This window comes from Defluviimonas salinarum, from assembly GCF_026013545.1.
Lineage (GTDB): Bacteria > Pseudomonadota > Alphaproteobacteria > Rhodobacterales > Rhodobacteraceae > Albidovulum > Albidovulum salinarum.
This window is the reverse complement of sequence record NZ_JAPDOG010000016.1, coordinates 1-19,182: the sequence shown is the minus strand read 5'-3', so window position 1 is coordinate 19,182 and position 19,182 is coordinate 1. Positions and strand designations below refer to the sequence as shown.

The window sequence follows — 19,182 nt, the reverse complement described above, 5'->3', positions numbered from 1 at the left end:
CGAGCCAATGCGGAGGCCGCTATGGTCGTGGTCAACCTGCGCACGGCCGGGTTCCACGCGACCGTGAAAACCGACTGTCTCATGGCATGACCTTTTAGGAAATGGGCCCGAATTGACCACCACCACCCGCCCCGCCGATCCGACCTCACCTGCCGATCTGGTCGTGATCGGCGCGGGCGTCATCGGCCTCTCCGTCGCCAATGCCGCGCTGTCGCGCGGGCTCACCGTCCGCGTGATCGACCGCACTGGCCCCGCCTCCGGCGCCTCGGCGGGCAATGCCGGTGGCTTCGCGTTTTCCGAGATCCACCCGCTCGCCTCGCCCGACACGCTGCTCGCCTCGCCGAAATGGCTGCTTGACCCGCTCGGGCCGCTGTCGATCCCGGCGCGTTATGCGCCGAGCATCGTGCCCTGGATGCTGCGCTTCGCGAAGGCGAGCCTGCCGGGCCGCGTCGCTGCCTCCACGCGGGCGCAGGCGGCACTCATGGGCCACGCGAAAAAGACGCTTGAACCCTTCATGGCGCTGACCGGCACCGCGGCGATGCTGCGCAAGACCGGCCAGATTCAGGTGCTGGAATCGGCTCGTGCCTTCGACGCCGCGCGACGCGAGTGCGAGGAAGCAGGGCATTTCGGTTACGGTCACCGGACGCTCGTCGGCGCCGACGCGATCGCCGAGGTGCAGCCCGGGCTCTCGCCGCGGTTCACCCACGGCATCGCGACCGAGGAATGGTGGGCCATCGCGGATCCGAAGCTCTACACGCTGGCGCTTGCCGAGGCGCTGATCCGCAAGGGCGGATGGATCGACACCGCCGAGGCGCGGGCGGTCGAGACCGGCCTCGAGGGCGCGGCGATCCATCTCGCCGACGGTTCCACGATCACGGCTTCCCGCGTGGTCATTGCCGCCGGCGCCCATTCGCACCGGCTTGCGGCGAGCCTCGGCGATCGTATCCCGCTCGAGACCGAGCGCGGCTACAACACCACGCTGCCGCCGGGCGCCTTCGACCTCCGCCGCCACATCACGTTTTCCGAACACGGCTTCGTCGCGGCGCCCCTGTCGACCGGCATCCGCATCGGCGGCGCGGTGGAGCTTGGCGGGCTCGACCTGCCGCCGAACTACGCCCGCGCGCGGGCGATGCTGAAGAAGGCCGCGGGCTTCATGCCCGGTCTGAAGACCGAGGGCGGCACCGAATGGATGGGCTTCCGGCCGTCGCTTCCCGATACGCTGCCGGCCATCGGCCGGGCGAGCCATGCGCGGAACGTGATCTATGCCTTCGGCCACGGCCATCTGGGGCTCACGCAGTCCGCGGCCACCGCCGATCTGGTCGCCGACCTCCTGACCGGCGCGACGCCGGCCATCGACCTCTCCCCCTTCGCCCCGGACCGTTTCAAGGGCCTCATATGACCAGCCACACCTTCCTCTGCATCGATGGCCATACCTGCGGCAACCCGGTCCGCCTCGTCGCCGGCGGCGCGCCGCAGCTTCAGGGCGCGACCATGCTGGAGCGCCGCGCGCATTTCCTCGCCGAGTACGACTGGATCCGCACCGGGCTGATGTTCGAGCCGCGCGGCCATGACCAGATGTCGGGTTCGATCCTCTACCCGCCCACGCGCGAGGATTGCGACGTCGGCGTCCTGTTCATCGAGACCTCGGGCTGCCTGCCGATGTGCGGCCACGGCACCATCGGCACGGTCACGACCGCCATCGAGAACGGTCTCGTCAGTCCCAAGACGCCGGGCGTCCTGCGGCTCGACACGCCGGCGGGGCTCGTCATCGCCGAATACCGGCAGGAGGGGCGCTTCGTCGAGGAAGTGCGGCTGACGAACGTGCCCGCCTTCCTTCACGCCGAGGGGCTGACCGCCGAGGTCGAGGGTCTGGGCGAGATCACCGTCGATGTCGCCTATGGCGGCAACTTCTATGCCGTTGTCGAAAGTCAGGCGAATTTCCGCGACATCGAAGACAACCGGGCCCTTGATCTCGTCGGCTGGAGTCCGAAGCTGCGCGCCTCGCTGAACGCGAAATACGAGTTCGCCCATCCCGAGAAACCCGAGATCAAGGGGCTGTCCCACATCCTCTGGACCGGCGCGCCGAAGCATGCCGAGGCCACCGCCCGCAACGCGGTCTTCTACGGCGACAAGGCCATCGACCGCTCGCCCTGCGGCACCGGCACCTCTGCGCGGATGGCGCAGTGGGCGGCGCAGGGGCGTCTCAGCGAGGGCGAGGACTTCGTCCACGAAAGCATCATCGGCTCGCTCTTCAAGGGCCGGATCGAGGGGCGGACGAAGGTCGGCGAGCGCGACGCGATCATCCCCTCGATCGCCGGCTGGGCGCGGGTCACCGGCTACAACACGATCTTCATCGACGACCGCGACCCGTTCGCGCATGGCTTCGTCGTGACCTGAGCGAAAGGGATACGTGATGGCCACGAGCATCATCGCCGCGAAGGCCGAAGGTCCAGTCGTCGCGCTCGCCGAAGGGTTGAGCTTCTGGGGCGGCGTCGATCCCGTTACCGGGCGGGTGATCGACGCCCACCACCCGGCCTGCGGCACGGCGCTTGCGGGCCGCATCGTGATGATGCCGACCAGCCGCGGCTCCTGCTCGGGCAGCGGCGTGCTGCTGGAACTGGCCCTGAGCGGCCACGCCCCTGGCGCACTGATCTTCCGCGAGGCCGAGGACATCCTGACCCTCGGCGCGCTCATCGCGGCGCGGATGTATGATCGGCCGCTCGCCGTTGTCCGGCTCGATGCCGACAGCTACGCGGCGCTGGCCTCGAAACCGGCGGCGCGGCTCACTGGAACCAACATCGAGGCCGAGGGCCTGTCGCTGTCGGTCACGCCGCTCTTCGCGGGTGATCTCGCGCTGACGTCGCGGGACCACGCCATGCTTGCGGGGGCGGAGGGCGAGGCGGCGCGGCTCGCGATGGAGATCATCTGCACCATGGCCGCGGTGCAAGGCGCGACGGGGCTGATCGACGTGACCCGCGCCCATATCGACGGCTGCATCTACGCGAGCCCCGCCAATCTCACTTTCGCCCGGACCATGGCCGAGATGGGTGCGCGGGTGCGGATCCCGACAACGACCAACGCGATCTCGGTCGATCACGCGAACTGGCGCGCGCAGGGCGTGCCGCCCGCCTTCGGCGATCCGGCAGCACGGCTCGCCGATGCCTATGTCGAGATGGGCGCCGCCCCGAGCTTCACCTGCGCGCCCTACCTGCTCGACGCCGCCCCGGCGACCGGCGAGGCCATTGCCTGGGCGGAGTCCAACGCCGTCCTTTACGCCAATACGGTGCTCGGCGCGCGTACCGTGAAGCACCCGGACTTCCTCGACCTCTGCATCGCGCTGACCGGTCGGGCACCGCTCTCGGGCGTCTATCTCGAAGAGAACCGCCGCGCTGGCCGCGTGATCCGGGTGGAGCTGCCCGAGGCGCATGACGATGCGCTCTGGCCGATGCTCGGCTATCTCGCGGGGCGTCTCGCGCCCGACCGCATCCCGCTCCTGGCCGGGCTCGAGGGCACGACCCCCTCCACCGATGACCTTAAGGCGCTCTGCGCCGCCTTCGGCACCACGTCGGCCGCGCCGATGCTGCATGTCGCGGGGATCACGCCCGAGGCCGGGCTTGCCCCCGCGCCCGGCGCCGACACGGTGCGGATCACCCGCGCCGACCTCGCCCGCAGCTGGGCAAAGTTCAACTCCGGCCCCAGCGAGGTCGACCTCGTCGCCTTCGGTTCGCCGCATTTCTCCGCCGCCGAATGCCGGAAACTGGCTGATCTTGTCGACGGGCGCCACTGCCATCCCGGCACCGCCGCGATCGTGACCCTCGGCCGGGACACGCTCGCCGCAACCCGGGCCGACGGCACGCTCGGCCGGCTCGAAGCGGCGGGCATCCGCATCGTGCCCGACCTTTGCTGGTGCTCGATTTCCGAACCGGTCTTTCCGCCGGCCGCCCGCACGCTGATGACCAATTCCGGCAAATACGCCCATTACGCCCCGGCGCTCTCCGGCCGCGCCGTCCGCTTCGGCAGCCTTGCCGATTGCGTCGCGGCGGCGCTGACCGGCAGGGCGTCCGACACCCCGCCCGACTGGCTCACCTGACAAGGACGACCCCGATGCGCAGCACCAAGACCATCCACGTCATCTCCGCCCATACCGAGGGCGAGGTCGGCGACGTCATCGTCGGCGGCGTGGCCCCGCCGCCCGGCGCCACGCTCTGGGACCAGCGCCGCCACATCGCCGAGGACGGGGCCTTGCGCGCCTTCGTGCTGAACGAGCCGAGGGGCGGGGTCTTCCGCCATGTCAACCTGCTGGTGCCGCCGAAGGATCCGCAAGCGCAGATGGGTTTCATCATCATGGAGCCCGAGGACACGCCGCCCATGTCCGGCTCGAATTCGATCTGCGTCGCGACGGTGCTTCTCGATTCCGGCATCCTGCCGATGACCGAGCCCGTGACCGAACTGACGCTCGAAGCGCCCGGCGGCCTCGTCCGGGTCCGCGCCGACTGCCGGAATGGCAAGGCCGAGCGGATCACGGTCAGGAACCTGCCCTCCTTCGCCGACCGGCTGGATGCCAAGCTGGAGGTCGAGGGGCTCGGCACGCTCATGGTCGACACCGCCTTCGGCGGCGACAGCTTCGTGATCGTCGACGCCGCGGCGCTGGGCCTGAAGATCGCGCCCGACGAGGCGCGCGACATCGCCCGGCTCGGCACCCGCATCACCAATGCCGCGAACGCCCAGCTCGGCTTCGCCCATCCCGAGCGGCCCGACTGGGATCATATCTCCTTTTGCCTTTTCGCCGGGCCGCTCGGACCCGACGCGACCGGCTTCACCGCCCGCTCCGCCGTCGCGATCCAGCCCGGCAAGATCGACCGCTCGCCGACCGGCACCGGCGTCTCGGCGCGGATGGCGGTTCTTCACGCGAAGGGCGTGATGGCAGAGGGCCAGACTCTCACCGCGCGCTCGATCATCGACAGCACCTTCGCCGGGCGCATCGCGGCGCTCGCGAACGTCGCCGGCCGGCCCGCCATCGTGCCCGAGATCAGCGGCCGCGGCTGGATCACCGGCATCCACCAGCACCTGCTCGACCCCGACGATCCCTGGCCGCAGGGCTACCGGCTCAAGGATACCTGGGGCGCGGGAGACTGATCCGCGATCCTTTTTGTTGGACGCATGGGAAAACATGCGGTTAGCTTCATTCATCGATGTGAATGTGAAGGGAGCCGCCCGCCATGGATCCGATGACGTTGGGTGTCGGCGCACTGTTCGTTTTCGGCACGATCGCTGTCGCACTCCTTGCCTATTCCGCGATGCGCGCCATCGTTGGCGGCGACTACGGCTCTGAAACCCAGGATCTCGCCGGGTCGGTGATCTTCCGGGTCTCGGCGCTGCACGGCCTGATCCTCGCCCTGATCTTCGCGCAGGAGATCCAGAACTATAATCTCGTGCGCAACGACCTCGTCGACGAGGCCACGGCGATCGCCGACATCTATAACGACATCCACCGCTATGGCGCCGAAAGCGAGGGCGAGGTCCATGCCGCGCTCTCGGCCTATGTGCGGGTGGTGGTCGACGAGGAATGGCCGCTTCTCGCGGAATCCGACCGGCTCGCGCCCGAGGGCTGGCGCCTGCGTGAGATCGTCTATCAAGCGGTGCTCGACCTCGTGCCTAGTACACCGCGCGAGGAGGCGCTCAGGCACCATATGATCGACCGGGCGCAGGCCATCGCCACGCTGCGGCAGGAGCGCGAGAACAGCGCGCTCAACTCCCCGAACGGGCTCTTCTGGTTCGCGGCGCTTTCAGGCGTGGTGCTGGTGACGCTGCCCTATTTTATCTTCTCGCCAACCCGGCTGCACCTGATGCTGCTCAGTGTATATGGCGGCTTCAGCGGCATCGTGATGTTCATCATCTACGCGATCTCCGACCCGTTCTCGGCCCCGGGCGCGCTGGCGCCGGTCGCGTTCGAGCGCCTGCTCGAAACCGAGATCGGCGACGGATGAGCCGCTCGTCCGGTTCAGTCCGTGGGCGCTGACGCGACGACCGCTGCGGGCGCGAGTTCCCGCAGCAGCTTTTCGCGGATGGCGGTCTTGTAGTCGGAGAAATCCCAAGTCGGAATCGCGAAGGCGCCGACGCCTCTGATCACTCGCGTCTCGTAATAGCGCATGAGTTCTGGCCGGGCCCGGCCGCCGATTACCAGCGCGTTCACCGTCGTGGAATCGAAGTCGCGCACAAGGTAGACGGCTTCAGGCTCCGGTCCACGGTTGTTGTAGCCGTCGCTCGACAGGTCGATCGTCTGCCGCGCGCAATCCGGCATCCTGGCAAGCTCCGCATGAGCGAATTCCAGCGCCGAGCCGACGGCGGTGCGCCGGCCCCGGCCGGTACGCTCATGCCGGTCGAGCCGCGCGGCGATCCCGTCGAGGTCGGCCCCGGTCTCCGCCAGCGTCCAGTCGGCGATCACTTCGTGGTGGGTCGCATCGCTCCACTCGAAGACGGTGATGGCGACCGGCTCGTCCGGTTCGAGGATCGTGGCGCGGACATCGGGGTCACGCAGCGCCGCCGCAAGGCCGCCGAACTGGAGCCTGTAGTCACGCCCGTCGACGCTTTTCGAGACATCCATCGCCAGAACCAACGCCAGCCGACAGGCCGCGGCGCCATCCGGCGCCCCGAAAGCCAGCGCGAGGGCCAGCGTTGTCCGAAGCCAGATCGGGTGGCCCATGTCGCTCCCCGTGTCGGTGCCGCGCCGCGAACAAGCCGCGGCGATCCGGCATGATAGCACGGATCGCCACCGCCGTCGCCGGAGCTTCCCGGCGGGTTCAGGGCATGTGGTAGCCCGGTGTGGAGAGCGAGATCTGCCGCTCCTCCTCGTCCATGTCCTCGGGAATGCCCTCGAAGAGCGGTGTCGTCAGATACCGCTCGCCGGTATCGGGCAGCATCGCGAGGATCACCGACCCCGGCGCCGCCTTCTCGGCGATCCGCATCGCGACCGCGAAGGTGGAGCCGCCGGAAATCCCGGTGAAGATCCCTTCCTTCTGGGCGAGCTTCCTGGCCCAGGCGACGCCCTCGGGACCGGGAACCGGGATCAGCTCGTCATAGAAGCCCTTGTCGAGCGCCTCCTGCAGCACGAGTGGGATGAAGTCCGGCGTCCAGCCCTGGATCGGATGCGGCTCGAAGGCCGGGTGGCTCGCGGCCGGCGATCCGTCGGCCCCGCGCTCCTGCTTGGTGCCGGAAGAAACAAGCGCGGCATTCGCGGGTTCGGAGAGGATGAACTTGACCTCGGGCCGCTCGTTGCGCAGCACCCGGCCCACCCCGGTCAGCGTCCCGCCGGTGCCGTAGCCGGTGACGAAGTAGTCGAGCCGCTTGCCCGCGAAATCGCCGAGGATCTCGCGGGCGGTGGTCGCCTCGTGGATATCGGCGTTGGCCGCGGTCTCGAACTGGCGGGCGAGGAACCAGCCGTGCTTTTCGGCGAGCTCCACCGCCTTGTTGTACATGCCGGTGCCCTTCTCGGTGCGCGGCGTCAGCACCACCTTGGCGCCGAGTATCCGCATCAGCCGCCGCCGCTCGACCGAGAAACTGTCGGCCATGGTCACCACGAGCGGATAGCCCTTGGCCGCGCAGACCATCGCAAGCCCGATCCCGGTATTGCCCGAGGTCGCCTCGACCACGGTCTGGCCGGGCTTGATCTTGCCCTCGCGCTCGGCGGCCTCGATGATGTTCACCGCGAGCCGGTCCTTGACCGAGGCGGCGGGGTTGAAGGCCTCGGCCTTGACGTACATCGTCACATGGTCCGGCCCGAGGTTGTTCACCCGGATCACCGGCGTATCGCCGATCGTGTCGAGAACGCTGTCGAAAAGGCGGCCCCTGCCGTTGGTTGTTCTGATGGCCATGTATCCCCCCTGAGTTATGTGGTCGGGGCCCGAAGCCCCGGTCGGACCCCGTGACTATACCAGCCCCGCCGGAATCCTCACCCGGTCTTTTCAGTATCGGTTTCCCGGTTGCTCGACCGACCGGCGCAACCCATTGATGTTCGACAGATCCGCAAATCCTGTTGGTCCGCATTGCGGGACGGAGCGGTCATTTGACCAGCCAGCGTTTGGGGCCGCATTTCGGAACACCTGCACTCAAGAATGGATGATATGGTCTCTCGCCATATGGGGGAGATACGAGATTCGCGGCGGCGCGCTCGAGTGCATCGTGGTCGGTGGCGGCTGGGCTGGGCTAGCCGTCAGCGGTGAACTGACCGCCCGGGGCATCCAGCATCGCCTGTTCGAACGACACCGTATTGCCGAGACCTGGCGCACCCAGAGGTGGGACTCCTTTAGAATAAACACTCCAAGGCATCAGACCGTCATGCCGGGCGAACGCGACACCAGCGGCGACCCTGACGGTGCCATGCCCGTCGCGGAATTCATCGCCCTCATGCAAGATTACGCGGGACGTCGGGGTCTGCCGGTCGAGTGTGGCCGGGAAGTGCGCAGGATCGAGCCGCACGGGCGCGGTTATCGTATCGAGTTGGACAGGGAGACGGTGCTGTCCCGATGTGTCGTCGTCGCCAGCGGTGATCAGAACGTGGCCGTCCGTCCTGCGCTGGCAGCCAACGTCCCGGACGCCGTGGCACAATACGACGCGACGAGCTACCGCAATCCCACGTCAATGCCCGAAGGCGCGGTGCTGGTGGTCGGAAGCGGCCAATCGGGTGGTCAAATCGCCGAGGACCTTATCCGGGCCGGCCGCGAAGTCTATCTCTCGACGAGCCGCGTGGCGCGGCAGACCCACAGCTATCGCGGCCGCCACAGTATGGCATGGATGGTCGACACCGGCATCATGGACATACCGAAGGCCAATTTGCTGGCAGCGGGCCCGATTCCGACGCGAGCGCTGGTTGGTGCCGACCACACGATCAGCCTACAGTCACTGAGCGCACAGGGCGTGCAACTGCTAGGACGACTGACTGCTATCGACGCAGGCAGGGCGCACTTCGACTCAGATGTGAGCGTCAATGTCGCCTTTGGGGACACGACTGCCGCGGAGACGAAGGCACGGATCGATGCGTGGCTGACGGCCAATGGCATCATGGCACCGGCGGCCCGAACGGATCCTGCCGAGACCGTAGTGCCGACTCTCCCCGATCCGGCGATACTGGAACTTGACCTGACGCAGAGCGTCGGATCAGTGGTTTGGTGCACAGGCGTGCGGGGTGACTACACTTTCCTGCGGGTGCCCGCCGTACTGGACAATCGAGGCGCCCCTATTGAATCTGGCGGGCTTACCCGCGTTGCCGGGCTTTGCATCGCAGGCGTGCCCTATTCCGTTTCCCGTCGTTCCGGCACAATCCTTGCCGCCGCCCCGGATGCGGAGCGCATGGTCAACCACGTAGAAATGGTTCTCAGGAGCAATTAGATCAGTCGCTCCCGGCCAATCACCGGCGGAAAAAAACGGACCAATTCAAGCAGTGTTCGTGACGCCGCAACGGAGGCGGTTGTGCTTGGAGCGAGGATGCGGAGGACAGCTACTCGCTTCGCCCCGCAGAACGGTGGGGCAGTGCGGCGAGAGTCCGTTCGGCGCAGTCAGCATGACGGTCGCGCGAGGGCGGGCAGCAGAAGTTCGCTGTGGCGAGAGCGTACGGCGGGTTTGGTCTCGAAGCGGACCAACACGATGTGCTGACACACTCTTGATTCTCAGCGCATCACAGCCGCCGCGTTCAGTCCGGCAGCCCGGCCTTCCTGAGCCCGCCCACTAGATGCTCCCAATCGCTCGGGTCGCGCCACATCGCCCGGTAGGCGCCGGCGAGGCTCTCGACCGTATCGTTCTCTATGGCGATGTTCCGGCTCGCGAATTCCCGTCGCCGCATGCGGATGAACTCCGCCAGGGCCGTTCCCGCCTCGTCTGTCTGGCCGAGATGGGCATAGGCGCTGACCAGGAAGGCATGGGCGAGCGAATTGAGAAGCGCCTCGCCGATCAGCACCTGCACGACCTCCCCGTAGTCGCCCGCGAAGAAGTGGATCTGGCCGAGGATCCAGTCGATCGAGGGCGAATGCATCGGATCGAGCCGGATCGCCTCGAGCACGACCTCGCGTGCTTTCTCGCGCCGGCCGAGAAGCAGGAACGCATAGCCGCACCAGGCCATCGATTCCGCCTCGTTCACGATCTTCGACAGGGTCTTGTCGAACTGGACCTCGGCCTCGTCCCAGAGCCCCTCGCACAGGAATGCGTAGCCGAGCTGGTCCTGGATATAGACGTCGGTGTTGTCGAGCCCGGCCCCCTTGCGCGACAGCGCGAGCGACTTGCCCGAGGCGCCCTCCTCGGCCAGGCCGAGCCATCCATCGACGACATAGGTATCCGCGAGGTACATGTAGGCGCGGGCGTAGCGCGGGTCGAGCTCCAGCGCCTTGTTGAACAGCTCGCGGGCCTCGGCGGTGTCCTCGGCATTCAGCCCGTCGCGCAGCGACTTGCCCCTGAGCATGTATTCGTAGGCCTTCATGTTCTCCGTCGGCATCCGCGAGGCGCGTTCGGCCACGTCCTCCTGCACCCGTCCGGGCAGGACGGCGACGATGCTGCGCGTGACCTCGTCCTGCACGGCGAAGATGTCGTCGAGCTCCCGGTCATAGCGCTCCGCCCAGACATGGTTGCCGGTCAGGGCATCGGCAAGCTGCGCGGAGATGCGGACCTTGCTTCCGGCGCGGCGCACGCTGCCCTCGACCACATACTGGACGCCGAGCCTCTGGCCGATTTCCCGGACCCCGAGATTCTCGTCGCGGAACGCGAACGAGGAATGGCGCGCGACGACGAACAGGGTCCGGAACCGCGACAGGCCGGTGATGATGTCCTCGGTAATCCCGTCGCTGAAGTAGTCCTGTTCGGGATCGCCGCTCATGTTGGTGAACGGCAGCACCGCGACCGAGGGCTTGTCGCGAGGCTTGGCGGCTTCGACCATCGGTCGCGCCGGGGTGTCGGAGGTGGATGGACCGTCGGCGCCCGTCCGGATGCGCCCGATCAAGGCGGTGGTTGCCGGTCCCGGCTGAATGCCGAGCTCATCCGAGAACAGGTCGCGCATCGCCTCGTAGTGTCGCAGCGCCGAGGCGATTTCCCCCTGCGCGTGGAGGATCCGCAGCACCAGCCGATGCGCCGCTTCGTTGAACTCGTCGAGCTCAAGGAGCTTGCGGGCCGCCGTGGACGCGCCGGAGAGGTTCTCCGTGCCGATCAGCGCCTCGGCGATCTGGGCGAGTTCCGACGTCACGAGGGCTGCGACCCTCGCGCGTTCGGCCGTCAACCAGTCCTCGAACGGCGGCTCGTTGACCGACAGCCCGGAAAGCAGCGTCGACGCCGCCGCGAGGTGGTCGAGCCGCTGCCCGGCGGTTCGCGGCGGGGCATCCTTGCCGAGCGCGTCGATATCCAGGTCGACCGCATCGAACCGCAGCCCGAGCATCGGCCCCCGGGTTTCGATGACATCGGCATCCGCGCCAAGCGCCCTGCGCAGGCTCGCGAGCGATTGGCGGAGATTGGTGCGCGCCTGCGTCTGGCCGCTGCGGCTCCACAAGAGGTCGGCCGAGGTGTCGCGGTGCAGCCCGCCGGGTCCGGCCAGCGCGATCATTGCCAGCAGCGCCTGGGATTTCTGCGTCGGGAAGGATACGGGCGTCCCGTCGCCGCTTGTGGCCGATAGCGGACCCAGAAGCCGGAGGTGAAGGCGGTTGCGTCTCGTCAATATTCCAGCCCTCGGATGCCGCGGTCGATTTTGCGGGAGGCGGCGACGATTTCACGCCCCCGTCACGCCGGGTCGTACGGATCCCGAGCGCCCTACCAGCATCTTAGGTGCATCGACCCGCAATCCAAGAACGGAAAGGACAGACCATGTGCTTCGATGTGAACCCGCTGGCCCACGAGATGTATCTGCGTAACCTGACCCGCGATCCCCGGGCCGGTTATGACCACGCCGCCGGCCCGCTGACCGGCTGGCGCGCCGAGCGGCTGCGCGGCCTTATGGAGGGGGCCAGGCGGGTGCGGCGCCGGGGCGGCATGTGGACCCCGGTCACCGCAATGCGGGCCTGATCCGCAGACGCCGGCGGACCTCTCCGGGGGGGCGGTTTCCGCCCCCCCGGGCGTCGGCGGTTCAGCCGTGCCGGCCCTTGTGGCCGATGTTGTAGTAGTTGCCGGTCCGGGTCTCGAGATAGGGCGTGAGCGGAATTTCCTCCTGCTTGAGGAACCCCTGCTGCGGCAGCCTGCCCGCCCGCACCATCTCGATCACGGCAACGACCGAGGCCGAGGTCGTCCAGGCGATCGCGGTCCGCCGCTTGCCGCCGATCTCCAGGGGATAGTAGGCGCGGACGAATTCCTTGCGCTTCAGCTGGCCTTCCACCCAGCCCTCGGCGGCGACATGGACATAGACCACGTCCTCGTCCACGGGGGGCTTCGCGTGGGTCAGGATCTTGCCCGCCGCCTCGCGGTTTTCCCGCATCAGGAGCTCGTGGAAGAAGAAGTTCATCAATTCCACATGGCCGGGATAGCGCATGGTCTTGTAGTCGAGGTTCTCGATCTTGTCGGCATAGGTCTCGCACATCGTGCCGAGCCCGCCGGAGGTGGTGAAGGCCTCAAGCTTCACGCCGTCGATATAGATCGTCTCCAGCCATTCCATCGCCGAGACGGTCTTGTGCACGCCCTCCTCGATCACCTCGCAATCGTTGAGGTACTCGTTGACGACGCCCTCGGGCGACCAGTTGAAGGCGTAGCCCAGGAGGCCAGTCGGGTTCTGCGGCAGCGCGCCGACGCGGAGCCGGATCGAGCGGACCTTGTCGAACATGTCCGCGAGATGCGCGCCGACGATGCCGACGAAACCGGGGGCGAGGCCGCATTGCGGCGCCATGACGCCCTTCGCGGTCGTCGCCAGTTCGCGGATATGCTTCGTCGTCGGCACGTCCTCGGTGAGGTCGAAATAGTGGAGCCCGAGCCCGTGGGCGACGGTCGAGACGCCGATATTGAGGTGATAGGGCAGGCAGGACAGCACCGCCTCCTGGTCCCTGAGGATCGCCCGCAGGGCGTCCTTGTCGGTGAGGTCGGCGGTGCGGACCGGGAACGGACAGCCCGAGACCTCGCGCGCATCGACGCCGGTGACGGCAAAGCCCGCCTCGGCCAGAAGCTCCGCCGCAAGGTGGCCCACCTTGCCAAGACCGAGAACCGCGACTCTGGTGAACGACATTCCCGATTTCCTTTCGTTATTTTGGAATCCGGCGTGACGCCGGTTGCGCCCAACCTGCCCCGGCCCACGGGCGATTTCGCCAGCCATTCCGGCGGTTTCAGGCCTCGGGTGTAAAAAAGTGCCGGGGTGGTCGGTCATTCTGCCGGGGGTAGGTGCTGATTTCCATCTACAGGTCCGATGTCTACCTTAAGCCCCTGGCGGCGAAATGATCGCGGCATCCAGGCAACCCCCGGTTCCTTCAAACGGCCACAAAGTGTCGTATTGTGGTGTAGTCCCGTTTAGTGGAGTTTTTTGGGGTGAAATGGAGCAAACTCAAACAGCGCATCGAAGACTGCTTCGCCGACAGCGTTCGGGGACGCGTCGAAGTGTGGACCACCAGATATCGGCATGCTCACGACGCTGTCGGCGAGGGTTGGATCACGGTCGACAAGATGCGCGTCCACAGCATGGGAACACTTACATACTGGAAGAAATTATATACCGGGAGCGCAAAACTTCAGGCGGAGTGGGATCGCCAACATCCTGAAGAATCGGCGCACATCGGAGGATGCTTAGCGGCGAATGACGAAACGGAAATAATGCTTGAATCAACGGCCGCAATTTCCCTGTGTAACTTCAACGATGCCCTTTTCGAGTATCTTAACCTGTCAATTGACCAAATCCTCAACTCCGACAAGACGATCATTCGAGCGCTGGGAATGTTCGACCGCAGGCTCGGAAAGCGACGGCTCCGTGCGCTTGACATGAACAGTGAACAAGAACTCGTGAGGCGTTTTTTTGGGATAAGATGCGAAGCCGAAGGCGTATCTCAATGACCCGCTAGCGGGACTGCGGTTCGTACCCAGAAGGAGCATTGGGAGCGGACCATTCGATTGGCATTGCACCGACTTTTGTGACCTGAATCGACGAAGCCCCGGACTTGATCCGGGGCCTCTTGGGTCTGTCGCGAGGTCCCGGATCAAGTCCGGGACCGGGTTCCGTGCGGTCAGAAGTCGAACTTCACGCCCTGCGCCAGCGGGAGTTGCGCGGAATAATTGATCGTGTTCGTCTGCCGCCGCATGTAGCCCTTCCAGGCGTCCGAACCGCTTTCGCGCCCTCCGCCCGTCTCCTTCTCGCCGCCGAACGCGCCGCCGATCTCGGCGCCCGAGGGGCCGATATTGACGTTGGCGATGCCGCAGTCGGAGCCGGCGGCGGAGAGGAACGCCTCGGCCTCGCGCATGTTCAGCGTGAAGATGCAGGACGACAGCCCCTGCGGCACGTCGTTCTGGATCGCGATGGCTTCGTCCAGCGTCTCGTAGCCCATGACATAGAGGATCGGCGCGAAGGTCTCGGTGCGGACGGTGTCGGTCTGCTCGGGCATCTCGGCGATGGCCGGGGTGACATAGGCGCCGCCCTGCGGCACGCCCTCGGCCACAACCTTGCCGCCGTGGACGGTGCCGCCCTCGGACTTCGCCTTCTCCAGCGCGGCCTGCATCCGGTCGCGCGAGGCATGGTCGATCAGCGGACCCACGAGCGTGGTGCCCTTGCGCGGATCGCCGATCGGGAGCGAGGCATAGGCCTTGGTCAGCTTCGCGACGAGATCGTCCTTGATCGAGGTGTGCGCGATGAGCCGGCGGAGTGTCGTGCAGCGCTGGCCCGCCGTGCCGACGGCGGAGAAGACGATGGCGCGCACCGCCATGTCGAGATCGGCCGAGGGCGCCACGATCATCGCGTTGTTGCCGCCAAGCTCGAGGATCGGCCTTCCCCAGCGCGCCGACACTTTCGGTCCGACGATGCCGCCCATCCGGGTCGAGCCGGTGGCCGAAACGATCGGCACGTCCTTCGAACTCACCAGTGCCTCGCCGATCGCGGGGCCGCCGATCACCAGCTGGCAGAGACCCTCGGGCGCGTCGCCGAAGCGCTTCAGCGCGCGGTCCATGATCTTCATCGTTGCGATGGCGGTCAGCGGCGTCTTTTCCGACGGCTTCCAGATCACCGGATCGCCGCAGACGAGCGCGAGGGCCGTGTTCCAGCACCAGACCGCGACCGGGAAGTTGAAGGCGGTGATGATCGCGCAGGGCCCGAGCGGATGCCAGGTTTCCATCATCCGGTGGCCGGGGCGTTCGGAGGCGATGGTGAGCCCATAGATCTGGCGCGAGAGGCCGACCGCGAAGTCGCAGATGTCGATCATCTCCTGCACTTCGCCGAGGCCCTCGGAGGTGATCTTGCCCGCCTCCAGCGTCACGACGGCGCCGAGTTCCTCCTTGGCCGCCCGCAGTTCCTCGCCGAGAAGCCGCACCAGCTCGCCGCGGCGCGGCGCCGGCACGGTGCGCCAGGCCTTGAAGGCTTCCTGCGCCTTGGCGATGACGCGGGGCATGTCGGCCGGGTCAGTCTCGTGAACACGCGCCACTTCCGCCCCGTCGATGGGCGAATGCACCGCGAGCGTACCGCCGCTCAACTCGTCTTTGGTCAGGCCCGCGGCCTTGAGGATGTCGTCATGGGTCATCTTGGCTCTCCCTTCGTGACGGTGGCCCGCTGATCGTCCATGCCCATGGAGATCAACAGAGGCTCCGCCTGTTGCCGTGTCTGGAATTCGGTTTTCGAGCCCATGCTACGCCAATCCGCGAGGATCAGCGACTGGGCAACCGCGCCGCCGAGCGTGGTGCCGGGGCCGGTGACGAGGAAGAGATCGGGCGCGAATTCCCGCGCCGCGATCCGGATCGCATGGGTGAAGTCGTAGGTCTCGGTCACCTGGTGGCCGAGCGTATAGTCCCAAAGCGCGTGGGTGTCGGTGGCACCAGGCCACCAGATCGCACCGCGCCCGTCGATCATCGGCAGCTTCGGCTGGCTGAAGAGCGCGGGCGACAACCGCGAGCGGCCACGCTCGGCGACCGGCGCCTGAAGGCTCGAATGGAACGCCGCGTGGTTTGCGAGCCGTATCGGGAATCGACCCTGTACCGGCGGAACCGCGGCCTCAAAGGCCGCGAGCCCCGCCTCGTTCCCGGCGATGACCAGCATGCCACCGAGGTCGATCGAGAGCGTCAGCACATGGTCCGCGCGGGCGGCAATCTCCGCGATCAGCGCCATCAGCTCGGCCTTCCGCGCCGGATCGGGCCGCCAGTCCTCGCCCACGAATGGGTAGATGAGCTGGCCGCCGATCAGCGCCTCCTGCATCAGCGTGCCCATCGTGTTGACGACCTCGAACCCCGCCTCGGCCGTCAGCGCCCCGCCGCAGGCGAGCGCCGAATACCAGCCCATCGAGTTGCCGGTGACCGCGACGACCTCGACCTCGTCGCCGTCGATGGCGCGAAAGTCACCGAGCGTCGCGGCGTAGATCAGGGCGCTCGCATTGTCGCCACGGGTGTGCTTCGCCACCGAATAGGAGGCGGCCCCGTCGAGCGCCGACAGCGTCTCCTGCCCGAGCGCGGCGCGCGTCGCGTCAAAGGCGCCGAGCAGCGCGCGGTCCCCGAAATGCCGCTTGAGATAGCCGAGCTCGGTCTTGGTATAGGTGCCCCGACCGGGGCAGATGACGACGGCGGTCTTCATTTCGCACCCCCGATCAACGCCATCGCGGCGTCAAAGATGCTGTCGGCCGACGGCATCGTCGCGGCATAGGCGGGGCCGGTCGCGATGAAGCTGTCCTCCGCGGTGAGCCGCGCCACCGGCACGTCGCCGCGCTCCGCGAAGAGCGCCATCAGCGCCTCGGCAACGCCGCCCGAGTGGCGGGTTTCGTCGACGATGAGGACGCGATTCGCGCCCTTCGCGGCGTCCACCAATGTGTCGGCGGGCAGCGGCGAGAGCCAGCGCATGTCGATGACGCGCGTCTTGACGCCCGCCTCGGCCAGCCGCTTTTCCGCCTGCCGCGAGAGGTAGGTGCCATTGCCGAAGGTGACGATGGCGAGATCCTGGCCGTCACCGTGGACGCCCACCTCGCCAAACGGAATCAGCTCGTTTCGGGCGGGATAGACACGCATCCAGCCGCCGTCCCTCTCGCCGTGAAGATCGCGCATCGGGTAAAGCGCGATGGGTTCGAGGAACACCACGACGCGCTGCTCCTCCTGCGCGAGCCGCACGCATTCGCGCATCATCTTCGCCGCGTCGGCCCCGTTCGACGGGCAGGCGAGAATCACGCCCGGAATGTCGCGAAGGACCGCCACCGAGTTGTCGTTGTGGAAATGCCCGCCGAAGCCCTTCTGATAGCCCAAGCCCGCGATCCTGAGCACCATCGGGTTGGTGTACTGCCCGTTCGAGAAGAACGGCAAGGTCGCCGCCTCGCCCCTGATCTGGTCCTCGGCATTGTGGAGATAGGCGAGGAACTGGATTTCGGGCATCGGCACGAAGCCGTTCTGCGCCATGCCGATCGCAAGCCCGAGGATCGACTGCTCGTCGAGAAGCGTGTCGATCATCCGGTCCGGCCCGAACCGCTGGGTGAGTTTCTGGGTGACACCGTAGACGCCACCCTTGCGGCCGACATCCTCGCCCATCATGACGATCTCGGGATGCTCCAGCATCAGGTCGGTGAGCGCCCAGTTGATGAGCCGCGACATGATCTGTGGTTCGTCCATCGCCTTCATGTCGGATCCGAAAGCCGCCGCCCGCGCCTCGGCCGAGGGGCCGTTCGTCGGCTTGCAAGGCCGTTTCGGCGGGATGATGCTCGCCATGACGTCTTCGGCGGTCTTCAGCCGCGGCCGCTTCACGGCCTCGCCGGCGATCCGCGCCACCCGGGCGTTGGTCTCCTCGTAGATCGCGAGCGCCTCGGCGGGCTTGAGCGCCCCGGCCTCGCCCAGCAGCCGCACGGAATGAAGGAGCGGGTCATTCGCCTCCTCGGCCTCGACCTCGTCACGGGAAAGGTAGGTGGTGGGCACATCCGCCCCGGCATGACCGTAAAGCCGGATCGTGCCGACATGGAGGAACGCGGGTTTCTTCCGCGTGCGCACGTAATGCGCGGCTTCCTGGGCAACGCGGAAGGTCTCGTAGATGTCGAGCCCGTTGCAGTGGAAGTACTTCAGCCCCGGCCGGTTCGAAAATGTCGCCGCGATCCAGCCCTTCGGGGTCTTGGTCGAAATGCCGATGCCGTTGTCCTCGCAGACGAAGAGCAGGGGCAGCGGGATCGACTGATAGGAGGTCCACCCTGCCGTGTTGAACGCACCTTGCGCCGTCGAATGGTTGGCCGAGGCGTCGCCGAAAGAGCAATAGACGATGGCGTCGTCTGGAAGCGCCTTGTGCTCCGGCGCATGACGTCGGGCCGCACCGATGGCATAGGCCGCGCCCACCGCCTTCGGCAGATGCGAGGCGATGGTCGAGGTCTGCGGCGGGATGTTGAGCGCCTTCGAGCCCAGAACCTTGTGCCGTCCGCCCGAGATCGGATCCTCCGACGAGGCCGCGAAGCTCAGAAGCATGTCCCAGGCAATCGACTGGCCCGGCACCTGCGCCGCACGCGCGATCTGGAAGGCGGCGTCGCGGTAATGCAGGAAGGCCATGTCGGTCGGGCGAAGCGCGGCGGCAACCGCCGCCAGCCCCTCATGCCCCGAGGACCCGATGGTGTAGAATCCTTGCCCCGCCTTCTGCATGGCGCGGCTCTGCCGGTCGAGCGCACGGGACAAGCACCCCGCGCGATAGACGGAAACCGCCTCGGCCGCCGATAGCGGCCCGACCGGCGCGGCACCACCGGGCAGATCACCCGAAGCGACGCGTCTGAGGAAGTTGTCATGAACGATATCGGCGCGATCCATGATCCAGAACTCTTTCGCTCTTCTTCTTTTTCCAAACATCCCCGCCGGAGGCATCCAGCGGATGGGCCGGGAGCCTCCGGCGGGGATATTTTCGAAAAGAAGAAATCAGAAGAAGGCCTGCAGCCCGGTGATCGCGCGCCCGAGGATGAGGGCGTGGACATCGTGCGTGCCTTCGTAGGTGTTGACGGTCTCGAGGTTCATCGCATGGCGCATGACCTGGAATTCTTCCTGGATGCCGTTGCCGCCATGCATGTCGCGCGCCATGCGGGCGATATCGAGCGCCTTGCCGCAGTTGTT

General features: G+C 66.9%; 16 protein-coding genes. 8 read left to right on the top strand and 8 right to left on the bottom strand.

Translation table 11 applies throughout. The annotated features are described in order from the left end of the window. Nucleotides 1-112: 112 nt before the first annotated feature. The 5 genes from OM960_RS16555 (at nucleotide 113) to OM960_RS16535 (ending at nucleotide 5,987) form a co-directional block, all read left to right on the top strand. On the top strand, nucleotides 113-1,399 hold the full coding sequence (locus tag OM960_RS16555; RefSeq protein WP_264772739.1) for an NAD(P)/FAD-dependent oxidoreductase: 1,287 nt from the start codon (nucleotides 113-115) through the stop codon (nucleotides 1,397-1,399). Next, complete coding sequence (locus tag OM960_RS16550) at nucleotides 1,396-2,397, top strand: 4-hydroxyproline epimerase (protein ID WP_264772738.1); 1,002 nt, start codon at nucleotides 1,396-1,398, stop codon at nucleotides 2,395-2,397. Before OM960_RS16555 ends, OM960_RS16550 begins: the two co-directional genes overlap by 4 nt. Before the next feature lie 16 nt (nucleotides 2,398-2,413). Next, a complete protein-coding gene (lhpI, locus tag OM960_RS16545) occupies nucleotides 2,414-4,090 on the top strand; it encodes a cis-3-hydroxy-L-proline dehydratase (protein WP_264772737.1) in 1,677 nt (558 codons plus the stop codon). Between the two features lie 14 nt (nucleotides 4,091-4,104). After that, the gene (locus tag OM960_RS16540) at nucleotides 4,105-5,136 is read left to right on the top strand and encodes a trans-3-hydroxy-L-proline dehydratase (RefSeq protein ID WP_264772736.1); all 1,032 of its coding nucleotides are present in this window, start codon (nucleotides 4,105-4,107) and stop codon (nucleotides 5,134-5,136) included. A gap of 83 nt (nucleotides 5,137-5,219) precedes the next feature. Further along, nucleotides 5,220-5,987, top strand: coding sequence for a bestrophin-like domain (locus OM960_RS16535; protein WP_263339238.1), 768 nt, complete (start codon nucleotides 5,220-5,222; stop codon nucleotides 5,985-5,987). A gap of 14 nt (nucleotides 5,988-6,001) precedes the next feature. On the opposite strand, the gene OM960_RS16530 is transcribed toward OM960_RS16535, so the two are convergent. Then, the gene (locus OM960_RS16530; protein WP_263339235.1) at nucleotides 6,002-6,703 is read right to left on the bottom strand and encodes a DUF1194 domain-containing protein; all 702 of its coding nucleotides are present in this window, start codon (nucleotides 6,701-6,703) and stop codon (nucleotides 6,002-6,004) included. Nucleotides 6,704-6,800: 97 nt separating this feature from the next. Next, entirely contained in the window at nucleotides 6,801-7,871 is a 1,071-nt protein-coding gene (gene cysK / locus OM960_RS16525) for a cysteine synthase A (protein WP_264772735.1), read from the bottom strand. Between the two features lie 136 nt (nucleotides 7,872-8,007). Between cysK and OM960_RS16520 the strand changes: the two genes are divergently transcribed. Further along, a complete protein-coding gene (locus tag OM960_RS16520) occupies nucleotides 8,008-9,384 on the top strand; it encodes an NAD(P)-binding domain-containing protein (protein WP_264772734.1) in 1,377 nt (458 codons plus the stop codon). A gap of 301 nt (nucleotides 9,385-9,685) precedes the next feature. Here OM960_RS16520 and OM960_RS16515 read toward each other — a convergent pair whose 3' ends face one another. Further along, nucleotides 9,686-11,686: a BTAD domain-containing putative transcriptional regulator gene (locus OM960_RS16515; RefSeq protein ID WP_264772733.1), complete on the bottom strand. Its 2,001-nt coding sequence runs from the start codon at nucleotides 11,684-11,686 to the stop codon at nucleotides 9,686-9,688. A 146-nt stretch (nucleotides 11,687-11,832) separates the two neighbouring features. Here OM960_RS16515 and OM960_RS16510 point away from each other — a divergent pair, with 146 nt between their 5' ends. Then, nucleotides 11,833-12,030, top strand: coding sequence for a hypothetical protein (locus tag OM960_RS16510; RefSeq protein ID WP_264772732.1), 198 nt, complete (start codon nucleotides 11,833-11,835; stop codon nucleotides 12,028-12,030). Nucleotides 12,031-12,091: 61 nt separating this feature from the next. Here OM960_RS16510 and OM960_RS16505 read toward each other — a convergent pair whose 3' ends face one another. Then, nucleotides 12,092-13,174: a saccharopine dehydrogenase C-terminal domain-containing protein gene (locus tag OM960_RS16505; protein WP_263339222.1), complete on the bottom strand. Its 1,083-nt coding sequence runs from the start codon at nucleotides 13,172-13,174 to the stop codon at nucleotides 12,092-12,094. 296 nt (nucleotides 13,175-13,470) lie between these two features. Here OM960_RS16505 and OM960_RS16500 point away from each other — a divergent pair, with 296 nt between their 5' ends. Further along, nucleotides 13,471-13,989: an SF0329 family protein gene (locus OM960_RS16500; RefSeq protein WP_264772731.1), complete on the top strand. Its 519-nt coding sequence runs from the start codon at nucleotides 13,471-13,473 to the stop codon at nucleotides 13,987-13,989. 170 nt (nucleotides 13,990-14,159) lie between these two features. Here OM960_RS16500 and amaB read toward each other — a convergent pair whose 3' ends face one another. From amaB to OM960_RS16480, 4 genes are all read right to left on the bottom strand, one after another. Then, a complete protein-coding gene (amaB, locus tag OM960_RS16495) occupies nucleotides 14,160-15,659 on the bottom strand; it encodes an L-piperidine-6-carboxylate dehydrogenase (protein WP_263339218.1) in 1,500 nt (499 codons plus the stop codon). Beyond that, on the bottom strand, nucleotides 15,656-16,699 hold the full coding sequence (locus OM960_RS16490; RefSeq protein WP_264772730.1) for an ACP S-malonyltransferase: 1,044 nt from the start codon (nucleotides 16,697-16,699) through the stop codon (nucleotides 15,656-15,658). The genes amaB and OM960_RS16490 overlap by 4 nt, the downstream gene beginning before the upstream one ends. Continuing rightward, complete coding sequence (locus OM960_RS16485; RefSeq protein ID WP_264772729.1) at nucleotides 16,696-18,885, bottom strand: dehydrogenase E1 component subunit alpha/beta; 2,190 nt, start codon at nucleotides 18,883-18,885, stop codon at nucleotides 16,696-16,698. The genes OM960_RS16490 and OM960_RS16485 overlap by 4 nt, the downstream gene beginning before the upstream one ends. A 105-nt stretch (nucleotides 18,886-18,990) precedes the next feature. Continuing rightward, the coding region (locus OM960_RS16480) for an acyl-CoA dehydrogenase family protein (protein WP_264772728.1) at nucleotides 18,991-19,182 on the bottom strand (192 nt) is incomplete at its 5' end.

Coding starts and splice junctions, on each gene's coding strand:
- OM960_RS16490 (WP_264772730.1), bottom strand. CDS start 16,699: ATGAAGACCGCCGTCGTCATCTGCCCCGGTCGGGGCACCTATACCAAG.
- amaB (WP_263339218.1), bottom strand. CDS start 15,659: ATGACCCATGACGACATCCTCAAGGCCGCGGGCCTGACCAAAGACGAG.
- OM960_RS16485 (WP_264772729.1), bottom strand. CDS start 18,885: ATGGATCGCGCCGATATCGTTCATGACAACTTCCTCAGACGCGTCGCT.
- OM960_RS16540 (WP_264772736.1), top strand. CDS start 4,105: ATGCGCAGCACCAAGACCATCCACGTCATCTCCGCCCATACCGAGGGC.
- OM960_RS16520 (WP_264772734.1), top strand. CDS start 8,008: ATGTTCGACAGATCCGCAAATCCTGTTGGTCCGCATTGCGGGACGGAG.
- cysK (WP_264772735.1), bottom strand. CDS start 7,871: ATGGCCATCAGAACAACCAACGGCAGGGGCCGCCTTTTCGACAGCGTT.
- OM960_RS16530 (WP_263339235.1), bottom strand. CDS start 6,703: ATGGGCCACCCGATCTGGCTTCGGACAACGCTGGCCCTCGCGCTGGCT.
- OM960_RS16550 (WP_264772738.1), top strand. CDS start 1,396: ATGACCAGCCACACCTTCCTCTGCATCGATGGCCATACCTGCGGCAAC.
- OM960_RS16535 (WP_263339238.1), top strand. CDS start 5,220: ATGGATCCGATGACGTTGGGTGTCGGCGCACTGTTCGTTTTCGGCACG.
- OM960_RS16510 (WP_264772732.1), top strand. CDS start 11,833: ATGTGCTTCGATGTGAACCCGCTGGCCCACGAGATGTATCTGCGTAAC.
- lhpI (WP_264772737.1), top strand. CDS start 2,414: ATGGCCACGAGCATCATCGCCGCGAAGGCCGAAGGTCCAGTCGTCGCG.
- OM960_RS16505 (WP_263339222.1), bottom strand. CDS start 13,174: ATGTCGTTCACCAGAGTCGCGGTTCTCGGTCTTGGCAAGGTGGGCCAC.